This is a genomic window from Clostridium sp. UBA6640, assembly GCF_002455975.1.
Taxonomy (GTDB): Bacteria; Bacillota; Clostridia; order Clostridiales; family Clostridiaceae; genus Clostridium_J.
In genome coordinates this window covers 25,293-38,956 of sequence record NZ_DKLM01000076.1, presented here as the reverse complement: position 1 = coordinate 38,956, position 13,664 = coordinate 25,293, and the positions used below count along the sequence as shown (strand labels likewise).

General features: G+C 28.7%; 11 protein-coding genes and 2 riboswitches. Of the genes, 5 read left to right on the top strand and 6 right to left on the bottom strand.

Annotated features, from left to right (window positions below; translation table 11 throughout):
* The 6 genes from B2W91_RS08435 to B2W91_RS08410 form a co-directional block, all read right to left on the bottom strand.
* Positions 1-188, bottom strand: a 188-nt coding sequence (locus B2W91_RS08435; protein WP_291580014.1) for a hypothetical protein, incomplete at its 3' end; no start/stop codon positions are given.
* A gap of 142 nt (positions 189-330) precedes the next feature.
* On the bottom strand, positions 331-867 hold the full coding sequence (locus B2W91_RS08430) for a hypothetical protein (protein WP_291580013.1): 537 nt from the start codon (positions 865-867) through the stop codon (positions 331-333).
* 124 nt (positions 868-991) lie between these two features.
* Positions 992-1,435, bottom strand: coding sequence for a hypothetical protein (locus B2W91_RS08425; RefSeq protein ID WP_291580012.1), 444 nt, complete (start codon positions 1,433-1,435; stop codon positions 992-994).
* Positions 1,436-1,525: 90 nt separating this feature from the next.
* The gene (locus B2W91_RS08420; protein WP_291580011.1) at positions 1,526-2,056 is read right to left on the bottom strand and encodes a hypothetical protein; all 531 of its coding nucleotides are present in this window, start codon (positions 2,054-2,056) and stop codon (positions 1,526-1,528) included.
* A gap of 74 nt (positions 2,057-2,130) precedes the next feature.
* A complete protein-coding gene (locus tag B2W91_RS08415) occupies positions 2,131-2,634 on the bottom strand; it encodes a hypothetical protein (protein WP_291580009.1) in 504 nt (167 codons plus the stop codon).
* Between the two features lie 581 nt (positions 2,635-3,215).
* Positions 3,216-3,371: a hypothetical protein gene (locus B2W91_RS08410; RefSeq protein WP_291580007.1), complete on the bottom strand. Its 156-nt coding sequence runs from the start codon at positions 3,369-3,371 to the stop codon at positions 3,216-3,218.
* A 580-nt stretch (positions 3,372-3,951) separates the two neighbouring features.
* A riboswitch (cobalamin riboswitch) is annotated at positions 3,952-4,111 on the top strand.
* 298 nt (positions 4,112-4,409) lie between these two features.
* A riboswitch (cobalamin riboswitch) is annotated at positions 4,410-4,585 on the top strand.
* 370 nt (positions 4,586-4,955) lie between these two features.
* On the opposite strand from B2W91_RS08410, the gene B2W91_RS08405 reads away from it, so the two are divergent.
* From B2W91_RS08405 to cobN, 5 genes are read left to right on the top strand one after another with little or no spacing between them, the layout of a single operon-like run.
* Complete coding sequence (locus B2W91_RS08405; RefSeq protein WP_291580005.1) at positions 4,956-6,404, top strand: ABC transporter substrate-binding protein; 1,449 nt, start codon at positions 4,956-4,958, stop codon at positions 6,402-6,404.
* A 35-nt stretch (positions 6,405-6,439) separates the two neighbouring features.
* Positions 6,440-7,468 carry a FecCD family ABC transporter permease gene (locus tag B2W91_RS08400; RefSeq protein WP_291580004.1) on the top strand — a complete coding sequence of 343 codons (1,029 nt, stop codon included), beginning with the start codon at positions 6,440-6,442 and terminating at the stop codon, positions 7,466-7,468.
* Positions 7,465-8,706 carry an ABC transporter ATP-binding protein gene (locus B2W91_RS08395; protein ID WP_291580003.1) on the top strand — a complete coding sequence of 414 codons (1,242 nt, stop codon included), beginning with the start codon at positions 7,465-7,467 and terminating at the stop codon, positions 8,704-8,706. The genes B2W91_RS08400 and B2W91_RS08395 overlap by 4 nt, the downstream gene beginning before the upstream one ends.
* On the top strand, positions 8,706-9,854 hold the full coding sequence (locus B2W91_RS08390; RefSeq protein ID WP_291580015.1) for an adenosylcobinamide amidohydrolase: 1,149 nt from the start codon (positions 8,706-8,708) through the stop codon (positions 9,852-9,854). Before B2W91_RS08395 ends, B2W91_RS08390 begins: the two co-directional genes overlap by 1 nt.
* Positions 9,847-13,602 (top strand): cobaltochelatase subunit CobN, encoded by a 3,756-nt coding sequence (cobN, locus tag B2W91_RS08385; RefSeq protein WP_291580000.1) that lies wholly within the window; start codon positions 9,847-9,849, stop codon positions 13,600-13,602. Before B2W91_RS08390 ends, cobN begins: the two co-directional genes overlap by 8 nt.
* Positions 13,603-13,664 lie beyond the last annotated feature (62 nt).

Below are 13,664 nucleotides of genomic sequence, written 5' to 3'. Positions count from 1 at the left end.
TTATGGTTGTCATTATCGTTGTTATTATCGTTAGCATTATCATTGCGGTTGTCGTTATTATTGCCAGTGTCATTATCATTGTCATTATCCATACCGCTACCTAAGGCTAAATAGCTATAAACGTCGAAATCATTAATAAAATCTATAGCTAAATCGTCTTGTTTTATTTTCATTTCATTATTAGCCATATTAATATTTACCTCCCAATAAATTATTTGTGCAGCTTGAATTTAATACACTTTAAAGTGTGCTACGCTTTATAATTGTCATCTTTATGATGGTTATTCTCTAAAAATGAATAGCTATAAACGTCAGAGTCATCAATAAGTTCTACTCTAAATTGTCTTGATTACTATAATGATGGTTATTATGAGAATAGTGAGAGTGATGATTAGACATTTTATTTCTAGATGGGCTTGAATTAGCAGTTTGATTTGCAGTGCCATTTCCAGCTTTAATTTCTTTATCCAAGTTCATTTTTCTTTCTTTTATTTCTTCTTCTTTTCTTTTTAGCTTCGCTAATTTTTCTTCATTCTTTTTAGCTAGTTTTAACATTTTTTCATTTTCTTCTTTTCCTTCTAGCTTCATCAATTTTTCTTGATTTTTTTTAGCTAGTTTTGATATTTTTTCTTTTATCTTTTCTTCTTTTCTTTCGAGTATTTCAAGCATTTCTTCAGGCGTTATAGGAACTAGCTCTATTTCAGAATTTGTATTATTAGCTATATTCTTAGAACTTGTATTATTAACTGTATTTTTAGGACTTGTATTATTAACTGTATTCTTAGAACTTGTATTATTAGCTATATTCTTAGGACTTTTATTTTTATCAATATTTGTTTCATTTATCTTTATCTCATTGTTAGCCATAGTAATATTACCTCCTAATATTTAATACATTTTAAAGCTAGCGGCTACGTTTTATAATAGCCATTTTCATAATGGCTATTATCTAGAATTGAATAGTTATAAACGTTAGAATCATCAATAAGGTCTATGCTAAATCATCTTGATTGCTGTAATGATGATTATTATGAGAATAGTGATAATTAGCTGCCTTATTTCTATATGGGACTGAATTAGCGAGTTGATTTGCAGTGCCATTTCCAGCTTTAATTGCTTGATCTAGGTTCATTTTCATTTCCTTTATTTCTTCTTCTTTTCTTTTTAGCTTCGCTAATTTTTCTTCATTCTTTTTAGCTAGTTTTAACATTTTTTCATTTTCTTCTTTTCCTTGTAGTTTCATTGATTTTTCTTCATTTTTTCTAGCTAGTTTTAACATTTTTTCTTTTAATTTTTCTTCTTTTCTTTCTAATATTCTAAGCATTTCTTCAGGGGTTATAGGAACTTCATTTATTTCAGGGGTTGTATTATTAACCATATCCTTAGAATTTTTATTTTCAATAACATTTGTTTCTTTTATTTCATTGTTAGCCATTTAATATTACCTCCTAATATCTAATACATTTTAAAGCTAGCTACTGCGCTTTATATTATTTATAAATATTTTTTAATTTAATAATTTTTTTTATTTTTGCTCTTTCATTGATTGTTCTTTAATTTTTTCATTTGAGAGTTTTTCTGGTTTCTGCTCTTTCATTGGTTGTTCTTTAATTTTTTCATTTGAGAGCTTTTCTGGTTTTTGCTCTTTCATTGGCTGTTCTTTAATTTTTTCGTTTGAGAGTTTTTCAGGTCTTTGTTCTTTCAGTGGCTGTTCTTTATCCTTTTTGCCTAATAACTTTTCCTCTTCCTGTTCTTTTAGTAGCTGTTTCTTATTTTTTTCATTTAATTTAGCTTCTTTTTCATTTTTTTTCATTAGTTTCTTTTTATTTTTTTCATCTAGTTTCAGATTTTTTTCATTTAACTTTTCTTCTTTTCTTTGTTGTTTCATTATTTTGTCTTCATTCTTTTTAGCCAATTTTAAATTTTTTTCATTTAGCTTATCTTCTTCTCTCTTTAATTTTCTTAGTTTTTCTTCAGTTTCTATAAGATCTTTTTCTATTTCAAGATTTGTTTTATCAATTATATTTTCAGAATTTTTTATTTGTTCATTAGCCATATTAATATTCCCTCCTAAAATTGTTTTCCAAGTTTAAATTTCATATATTTTAAAAGTAATTGACGAATTTTAGATTACTTCTCTATAGCATCCTTATCTGATAAATTTTTCTTTTCTTGTTCTTTCATCAGTTTGTCTTCTCTTTTTTGATTTTTTATATTTAACTTAGCTTCTTTTTCACTTTTTTTCATTATTTTATTTTCCTTTTTTTCATCTAATTGTAGTTTTTTCTTATTTAGCTTATCTTCTTTTACCTGTTGCTTCATTAGCTTCTCTTCATTTTCTTTAGTTAATTTTGAGTTTTCTTTATTTAAAGCTTCTTCTTTTATTTTTAGCTCTGCTAGTTTTTCCTCAGTTTCTGCAAGTTCTTTTTCAAGTACAAGCTTCTTATCAGTAAGTTTCTTCATAGAGTCTTTTATCTCATTCATAATTATTTCATTTTCTTTATCTAATTTTAATTTTTTTTCAGTTAGTTTAGCTTCTTTTCTTTCTTGATTGTTTAATTTTCCCTGTATATTTTTGGAAGCTTGTCCTATTCCTAGTTTTGTTTCATCAATTTTTATTCTTTCAGTACTCATAATATAATTGTCACTCCTCGTTATTTAAACATTTTTAAATTTAGCACTTTAAAAGTAACTGACTCTACTGTATTCTATTCAAATCACGATTAAATGATAGTTAATTATAACCAGTAATTTAATGGATAGTATGTATTAATATATTGGTAAAAAATAACACTAGTTCAAAAATGTTAATGGATTATTGTGTAAATTAATAAAGGTATATTAAAAAAATATTAAAATATAAAAACTTTATTTAGACTTATATAATTAGAATTATGATTTATAGATTAAACTCCAGGAATTAAAAAAGCCTCTATATTTAAAAAATATAGAGGCCTAGTAAATCCCAAAGGTGCTTTCTAGATTTATATCTAAACATATTTCAATTTACTTACAACAATTAATGTTAATATTTAACACGTTAGTGTAAATTTTTACTTTATCATTGTTGTTACAGAAAAAAGTGTATTCTTTACCATTTTTATCCTTGTTATAAGATTTATTTGAGTTGCTCATTAAAATCACCACTATTAGTTATATTAACAAAATTTATTATTAACAATTATAAAAATCTAATTATATAATAGTGTTTTTTATTAAGACTCCTTGCAACAATTAATATTAATATTTACTACATCAGTATAAACAACTATTTTACCACAGTTTTCACTGCACTTTTTTTCAAAATGTTTAACATTGCTACTATTGTTATTATTAGATTTTTTTTCAACATTAACATTATTCTCAGACATATTTAACACCTCGTATATCAGTTTTTTATTTTAATATAACTTTGAAATAATTATTTCAAATATATAAAGGTAAGAAATTAAGGTTATAAAGTTCAGTTAACAAAAGAAATGAAAGTTTTATATGAAATTCAAATCTATGGTAACTGTAAAGTTTAATTAGTATCCCTACTAATAATATAATAAAAATATTGAAAGATGTGATAGAAAAATTACATATTTGTCAATATATTTAAGATACATATAGTTAATGCTATTATAAATATGAATTTTTTAAATTAAATATTAATGTATATAGAATAATAAAAAACTTTTTTCAAAAAATAATAGGAAGAAAGAAATTGTTTCGTATAGAGAGTTGAGCAATATAGAGCCAGATAAGTAAAAACCAGTATTTGAAAATAAACTATAAAACTGTGATTATATAGTAGTAGGATACTCTAGTGGTGATTGTAAGATGATGTCTTATTAGGATATTTGATGTAGTGATTATTAACGAATTATGAAAAGGAAATAGAGATTTCATAAAATTGTTGAAATATACAGAATAAACTGTTATAATTACTGAGGTAGTAAATATAAAATTAAATATTTCGTTTTGGGTACCTTAATAAGGTTTAATAGGGAAAGTGGTGAAAATCCACTGCAGCCCCCGCTACTGTAGACGGAGACAAAGCCAAATCCACTGGAGCAATCTGGGAAGGATGGNNAGCCAGGAGACCTGCCTAAATTAGTATATGGACTTCGGAGGGAAGTAAAACCATAGAATATAGCTAATAAAAAGTTATAACTTTTATATTTTATAGCTTTTATGTGTTATGTTGGTTTTATATGTGATTATAATAGTATTATAAGCCTCCGTTTTACGGAGGCTTTATTTATTTACTAGAAAATTATACAGATATTAGACAGCTTCAAAAAATAGTTAACTATTTCTAAAAGATGTTCTAAGTAATAGCTAAAAATCTTAGTATTCTTTTATTTAATAAAAGTAATATGAAATAAAATTTTAAATATCTATAAATTTGATTTATTCTAAAATTTAATATTGTAACATTAGGTTTCTTAATAGAATTAATAGGGAAAGTGGTGAAAGTCCACTGCAGCCCTCGCTACTGTAAATAGGAAAAAGTCTTAGTAACCACTGAAAATATTTCGGGAAGGTAAGATGAAATAAATCTATAAGTCAGGAGACCTGCCTAATGGGTGACTTAGTTTTCGATGGGAAAATATTTTGTTCTTCATAGTAAAGCATTTTAAATAAAATGTTTTACATTAAATTGCAAAAAACTCCTCTAGGGGTTTTTATTTATATATAAGATATCTTCAACAAAGTAACTAGTCAGTATGTTGAAATGTTTTGCGTTATATTGCACTCACTAATTTTATTATTAATATAAATGAACATTGAAATTGGTGACCTTATATGATGGAAAATATTTATAACATCTTTGACTAGTTATTTTCGTATGTTTTATGGAATTTTGCACTGAGGTGATCCATAAATAGGGTAGTTATTTATGGAGTTTTTAATTAGTTATTTTTAAAAGATATCTTAAAGAATTTTATATTATAGGGGGAAGACTCATGGATTTAAAATCTAAGAAAAAAAATAGTAACTACAATTTATTAATTATGCTAGTTACAGCTTTACTTGTAGTATTTACTGGTTGCTCTAATAATGCAGGGAAAGGTGATAAAGCTGAACTAATAGTTGATAGTAATGACACTAAAAACACAGTTAGTACTAAAATTGAAAATGAAAAAGTTTACGTATCACTAAAAGAAGCATTTGAATTTCTAGGTGGTAAATGTGACATAGAAGGAAATAATGCTAATATAACAAAAGATAAGGACACGATAAAGGTGGACTCAACTAGTAAGGAGGCCTATATTAATTCAGATAAAGTAACAATGAGCGATATGCCTAAAGTTATAAATGATGATATATATGTTCCAATTGACTTTTTAAATGAATCAATGGACGCTAGAGTTACTTACGATAAAGAGAATAAAGCTTTAAACATAAGGACAGAAATGCCATTACTTTATACAAAATCATTTAGTGTACAATACCTTAAAGGCGGATTAAAAAAAGTAGTAGATGGAGATAAAAGAACTTTTATTTTAGTTCCAGATGGAAAAACTGTCCCAGAAGAATATAAGAATGAAGTAGCAATAAAAACTCCAATAAAAAATGTTCTTACTGCATCTACAACTCAAGCTTGTCTATTAAGACCAATAAATGAATTATCAAGTATATCTGGAGTTACAACTGCTGCAGATCAATGGCAAATAGAAGAAGTGAAAAAAAATATAGAAAGCGGCAAAATAGCTTTTGTTGGTAATGGCAGTGCACCAGATTATGAGAAGATTTCTTCATTAAAACCTGAAATAGTATTTGTATATTCAGGACCAGCTGGACAACAAGCTATGATGGAAAAACTTGATGAGTTAAAAATAAATTATGCTGTGGATAATGAATATCTTGAGGAAAGTCCTTTTGGAAGAGTCGAGTGGATGAAATTCCTTGCTGCATTCTATGATAAAGAAGAGGAAGCAGAAAAATATTTTAATAAAGCCGTAGAAACAGTAAAAGAAGAAACAAAGAAAATTGAGAATATGGACAAACCTAAGATAGCATGGGGCTTTATAAGCAAAGGAGAAGTATATGTTCCAAAGTCAGGATCATACGTTGCAGAAATGATTAAAATGGCTGGAGGAGAATATATATTCGATGACTTAGGTACAGGTAACGGCAAAATAAGCATTGAAGAATTTTATGCTAAATCAAAAGATGCAGATATACTTATCTATTCTTCAACATCTCAATGGAGTCCAACTCTTAAATCTATACTTGATCAAGCTCCAACTCTTGAAAAATTGGAAGCGGTAAAAAATAAGAACGTTTGGTGCTTTCACCCAGATTATTGGCAATCAACAGATAAGGTTGATGAGCTAATAATAGACCTTATTAATATATTCCATAATCAAAAAGATAGTAAAGAAATAAAACATTATATTAAATATGAATAGATAAATTTTTAATATTAGTAATGTGGGGAGGACTTATGGATTTTTTAAAAAAGATAAAAGCTAGATATTATATAATTTTTTCCTTACTTATACTAAGTACAATTTTAGTATTTGGATTTTGTATAGGATTTGGTTCTGTAAAAATAAAATTAGATGAAGTTTTTAGAATACTATTTAACAAGGTATCTAATGATGATACTTTTTATGACATTGTTTGGGATATAAGATTTCCTAGAGCTTTAGCAGCTTTAATTAGTGGAGCAGCTCTTGCAGTATCTGGACTTTTGCTTCAAATATTTTTTAAAAATCCAATAGTTGAACCATATGTGCTTGGAGTATCTTCAGGGGCTACTTTATGTGTGGGACTTGTAATGCTAGGCGGAGTAACGTTTGGGTTTGAAAGTGTATCTCCCTTTGTATTATTTGCTTCAGCACTTATAGGATCACTACTAGTTATGCTGGTAGTGGTTCTATTTGCAGGTAGAGTTAAAAGCATAATAACGCTGCTTGTAATAGGCTTGATGGTTGGATATTTATGTAGTTCAGTTACAAGTGTTTTAACTGCATTTGCTGACAAAGAACGTCTTCAAGGTTTTACACTTTGGAGAATGGGAAGCTTTTCTGGATTTACTTGGAAAAGTATAAAAGTATTAATAGCTATGGGAATTCCTGCAATTATATCTTCATTTTTTATAGTTAAACCTTTAAATGCTTTTTTATTAGGTGAAGAATATGCAAAAAGCATGGGAGTGAAAATAAAAGCATTTAGAATCACTATTGTTGTTATATCCAGTATACTGGCATCTGTAGTAACAGCTTTCGCAGGCCCAGTGGCTTTTATTGGATTGGCAGTTCCACATATAACAAGACTTATTTTTAAAACATCCGATAATAGGGTTTTAATACCTGGAACAATTTTATTAGGTGGGGTTGTAACTTCTATTTGTGATCTTATAGCAAGAACCATATTTGCACCGGTGGAGCTTCCAATAAGTGCTGTGACATCAATTATAGGAGCACCTATAGTTATATTCCTTATATTAAAAAGGAGGACATCACTATGATAATTTTAAAAACTGAAAATCTTTTTGCCGGCTATGGAAAAAAAGTAGTAGTTGAAAATGTTAATATAAGCGGAATAAAAGGAGAAGTGGTATGTTTTTTAGGCCCTAATGGTGCTGGTAAAACAACTATTTTAAGAACTTTATCAGGCTTGCTTGAGCCTGTTAAAGGAGAAGTTTATATAAAAGAAGAAAAGATTTCAAATATCAGTAAAAAAGATTTATCAAAACAGCTAGCGGTGGTCTTAACAAAAAAATTTGAAGGCGGATTAATGACTTGTTATGAGGTTGTATCAATGGGAAGATATCCACATACTGGCTTTTTTGGACGTTTATCTGAAAGTGATACCGAAAAGGTTTTTGAGGCTTTAAAAACTGTAAATGCAGAAAAGCTAGCTGAAAGATATTTTGATGAATTAAGTGATGGAGAAAAGCAAAAAATACTTGTTGCGAGAGCTTTAGTTCAAGAGCCGGAAGTTATTATTCTTGATGAACCTACCACTCATCTTGATATACGTCATAGATTAGAGCTCATTGATATTCTTAAGAAATTAAGCAAAGAAAAAGGAATTACCGTTATTTTATCATTACATGAAATTGATATTGCAATAAAGAGTTGTGATAAGGTGATTCTTGTAAAAGATAATAAGGTTTTAGCTTATGGTGTACCAGAGGATGTAGTAAATGAACATATAATTAAAAAATTATATGATATAAAAGATGCAAGCTTTAATAATTTACTTGGCTCAATAGAACTTTCGAATAAATTAAAACCACAAGTATTTGTTATTGGAGGAAGTGGATATGGTGCTCCTATATATAGGGCATTAACAAAGCATAGCATCGGAGTATCAACAGGGATAATACATGAGAATGATATTGATTATGAAATAGCAAGAACTATAGGAGTTGATATACAAAGCGAAAAACCTTTTAAAGCTATAAATGATATTTCATTTGCAAAATCTTTAAGCATCATTGACAAAATAGATATAGTAATAGATTCAGGTTATCCAATAGGAGAGATAAATAAAAGAAATTTAGACTTAATTTATTATGCTTTAAATAAAGGAAAAAAAGTTTTTACACTGAGAGATAAATTTGAAAGTATTGAGATTTATGGAAACAAAAGTGAGAGATTGCTATATTGTAACAATATAGCTAAAGTTATAGAGAACTTTTGTAGTATTAAAAAAGAAAAATATTGTGAAGATGAAATTCCAAGGAGTGGTTTGTATTGATGATATATACATTATCTACAGGTGATAAGGTACATAAATATGATAAAAGCATAGTTATTCAATTTAAAGATGATAGAAAAGTTCTAAGTACATCTCCTATAAATGGAGGATATAGAGAAGATATAAAGACTATCTTTAATCATGATGAGAACCCCGGAGCAGGTATAGCTTGCAAGTTAAAAGCACCTACTTATAGTGAACATATGTATTTAATAGCAGAACAATTAGGATTAAAGCCTGAAGAAACTGCAGGAATTTCTACTGCAGCGTCTATGGAAAATCTGTCTATTAAGAGTGAAAGTTTTGATGAAGTTACAGTAACATCAATAGTAACAGGTGGGATTGAGGTAAATGGCGGAAGGGTAGGCGATCCTGCTTCATATTATGAGAAAAATAGTAAAGTTGAAATGATAAAACATGGAACAATAAACATTATATTAGTTATAGATGGAAATTTGCCACCTGAAACAATGACTAGAGCATTAGTAACCTGTACAGAAGCTAAAACTGCAGCACTTCAGGAACTGATGGCAGGAAGCAATTATTCAAGAGGAATTGCTACTGGATCTGGAACGGATGGGACTATTATCGTTTGTAATAGCAAATCAAAGATTAAATTAACAAATGCTGGTAAGCATTCCAAGTTAGGAGAATTAATTGGAGTTGCAGTAAAAAAGGCGGTAAAGGAAGCTCTTTTTTTACAGACTGGATTATCTCCTCAAAGTCAGCATAGTATGTTGAAAAGAGTGAAGAGATTTGGTATTGATGAAAATAAGATATGGAATAAGTATGAAGAAATATATTGTGAGTATTTAAGTGAAGAAAACAAAGAACAACTTACAAAAGCAGAGTTTATACATAATCTTCATATGATAGATAGAAGAGAAGGTTTAGTAACATTAACTTCATTATATGCACATATTATAGATCAATTAGACTGGGAACTGTTATCATCAAGTGAAGTTGTAAGTGAGGCAAATGAAATTTTAAATAGGATATTAGAAAAGTTTAGCATGGAAAATAGTTTAATTAAAATATTCGAATTAGATTATAGTAAAAATAAATCTGCTCAAGAAGTAGTTGAGATGATTATAGATAGATTTATATTAATAATGGCACAAATATCAGGAGGAATTAAAGATGTTTAGGCTTATTTTTATAATGTCAGGGTTCGATTCTACATACAAATTAAAAGAAGCAAATATCTATATTAAAAATCATTATGAGAACAAGATTAATATAAACTTTATAGATAGTTATAAAGTTGACAATAGTACAGAAGAATACAATGATTGTAGAGAGAAAATTGAAAAATCTAATATGATTTTTATTTCTATGCATGGAGGAGTAACTCATTTTAAAAGCTTAGAGAAAATAATGAATGAATTTGAAGGAAAAAAGAAATTCTTTATTTATTCTGGTGTTGAGGATGAAAATATTGTGTTATTAAAAAAATCTGGGATTTCACCTAGACAATATGAAGAAATACTTAGTTATTATTCTACTGGTGGTAATGAAAATCTTAGAAATATGATTTTGTATCTAGCGTCAAATTTTGGAGATAAGAAGCTTAGCTACGATAATCCTAAAATTGTTAATTGGGAAGGGATATATTATCCTAATAAAATTATTGAAGATTATGAAGCATATATAAAGGATATAAAAAAATTAAAAAAACCTATTATAGCAATTTTATTCTATAGTAAATATTTTAGAGAAAATAATACAAGACATATAGATGCTTTCATAGAAACAATCGAAGAATTAGGAGGTATTCCTCTTGCTATATATACAGCGTCTGCACCAGATTTGTCTAATGGATGTAAAGGTATTAAGTGGGTAATTGATAATATACTAATGATTGATGGTGAGACGCAGGTAGATACGATTATAAATATAATGGCACATGCGCAAAGCATATTAGGTGACCCTGGAGATGGAACAAGAGCTGTGGAAAAAAGTATATTTGAAGATATTGATGTTCCAGTACTTCAAGCCATGCCAACATATCAAAGTCTTGAAAGTTGGGAAAATTCAATAAAAGGAATAGACATGATGTCACTTACAAGTAGTGTTTATGATCCAGAATTTGATGGACAAATTATAACTGTAGCAACAGCTTACAATGAAATGATAGTTGATGAAATAGGAGAAAGATACATATTTAAACCTATAAAAGAAAGAGTTAATAAAGTTTGTAGATTAGCATTAAATTGGGCTAGGCTCAGAAAAATTGAAAATGAAGATAAAAAAGTAGCAATAATATTTCATAATATGCCGCCAAGAAATGATATGATAGGCTGTGCCTTTGGGCTTGATACTCCATATAGTGTATATAACATTATTAATGCACTTAAAGAGGATGGAGTATATACAGAGTATGATTTTAAAGATGGGGATGAAATAATAAATAAAATTATTCAGGGAGTAAGTAATGATACCAGATGGCTAACAGCAGAAAGGGCTATGGAAAAAAGTGTAGACATAATCAGTGGAGATATCTATAGGGAATGGTTTTCAACTTTGAGTAATCCTGTTAAAGAAAAAATGATTGAGGATTGGGAAACACCACCTGGAGATTTAATGGTGTTCGATGATAAAATGCCAGTACCAGGTATTATTAATGGAAATATTTTTATCAGTATACAACCTCAAAGAGGATATGAGGAAAAAGCAGAAGAAGCTTACCACAGCACTGATATCGTACCACCACACCAATATATAGCTTATTACAAATGGATAAAAAATATTTTTAAAGCTGATGTTATTATTCATGTAGGAACTCATGGTACATTAGAATGGCTACCAGGAAAGGAGATTGGACTATCACAAAATTGTTATCCAGATATTACAATTGATGATATTCCTCATTTATATCCTTACATTATAAATGTACCTGGGGAAGGAGTACAGGCAAAAAGAAGATCCTATGCTGTTATACTTGACCATTTAATACCTTCACTTATGCAAAGTGGGACCTATGATGAGATGGAAACTTTGGACGAGCTATTAAAGCAATATTATCATGCGAAAAATGGTGATAGTGGAAAATTAATTTATATACAAGAACAAATAATTGAATTAGTTATAAAGAACAATTATCATATAGATTTAAATGTTTCAGAGGAATATATTAATAATAATTTTGAAAGCTTTGTTGAAAAATTGCATGGATGGATTGAAGAAATTAAAAGTTCTTTAATTAAAGACGGGCTTCATATATTTGGGACTGTCCCAGAGGGAGAAAGATTTGAAAATTTGGTTTTTGCACTACTAAGATTATCTAATGGAGAAGCTCCATCCTTAATAGAGTCTATTTGTAAAGCGAATGGATTTGATTATAGGGATTTAAAAGATAATCCATATAAAGTTAATAAAAATAATAGTACAAATTTGATGATGCTAGATGAAATAGACGAGGTAGGAAGAAATATAATCAGGAAATTCCACAGCTTAAATTATAAGGTAGAGTTTATAGAAGAGATAATAGAAGAATATTTTGAAGTAAAAGATAAGAATAAAACTGATGATATTTATAAAACACTTAAGTTTGTATCAGAGGTTATAAATCCTAAGTTAAACGATACAGTAGATGAAATCAAATATCTTGTAGAAGGAGTAAGAGGAAATTTTATACCTCCAGGAGGTTCAGGATGTCCAACAAGAGGAAGAGTTAGTATTTTACCTACAGGAAGAAATTTTTATACAATAGACCCAGCAGCTGTTCCGACTAAAGCAGCTTGGAAAGTAGGTAAGCAGCTTGGAGATAACTTGATTGATAGGTATTTAAAAGATGAAGGAAAATATCCAGAAAATATTGTTATGGTAATTTATTCTGGGGAAACGATGAAAACTTGTGGAGATGATATAGCAGAGGCGCTATATCTTATGGGGATAAAACCTAAGTGGTTAGAAAATACAGATAAAGTTATAGGTCTTGAGGTCATTCCATTAGAGGAACTAAAAAGACCAAGAATTGATGTTACATTAAGGATAACGGGGTTATTTAGAGATACCTTTCCAAATATTATCGAACTTGTGGAAGAGGCAGTTAATATGGCATCATCGCTTGATGAAAATGAAGATGAGAACTATATAAAAAGAAATATTTTAAATGAAATTAAGAATTTGATAGATAATGGACTTTCTATAGAAGAAGCTGAAGAAGAAGCGGGGATGAGAATATTTGGATGTCCTCCAGGAACCTATGGTGCAGGGGTCGGAATACTAATTAATAGTAAGAATTGGCAAGATGTCAACGATCTTGGAGAGGTATACACTTTATGGGGTGGACATGCATATGGAAAGAAGTTTCATGGCAAAAAAGTTAAAGAAGTTTTTTCAAGAAGATTATCTTCTGCTGAAATTACTGTTAAAAATGAATCTTCAATGGAAATTGATATGCTAGATAGCGATGATTTTTATAATTATCATGGAGGACTTATTGCAGCTGTAAAATCAAACTCAGGAAAATCTCCAAGATCTTATTGTGGTAATAGTAGTGATCCATCAAGAACTAAAATAAAAGATGTTAATGAAGAAACAGCAAGAATCATGCGTTCAAGAATTCTAAATCCTAAATGGTTTGAAGGGTTAAAAAAACATGGATACAAAGGAGCACAGGAAATTTCTGCAATGGTTGATATTGTGTTTGGATGGGATGCCACTGCTGATGTTGTTGAGGATTGGATGTATGAAAAAATAAGTGAAACATATCTTTTTAATGATGAGAGAAGAGAATGGATTAAGGATGTAAATTCATGGGCAATACACAATATGACAGAAAGATTATTGGAAGCCAGCCAACGGGGAATGTGGAATGCTAAAGATGAAACCATAGAAAAATTAAAAGAAATATATCTTTCCATAGAAGGTGACATAGAAGAACATATTTAAAATTAACAATTAGGGCATCTAAATAAAATATAGGTTTCCACAATGAAAATTTAACTTATGCA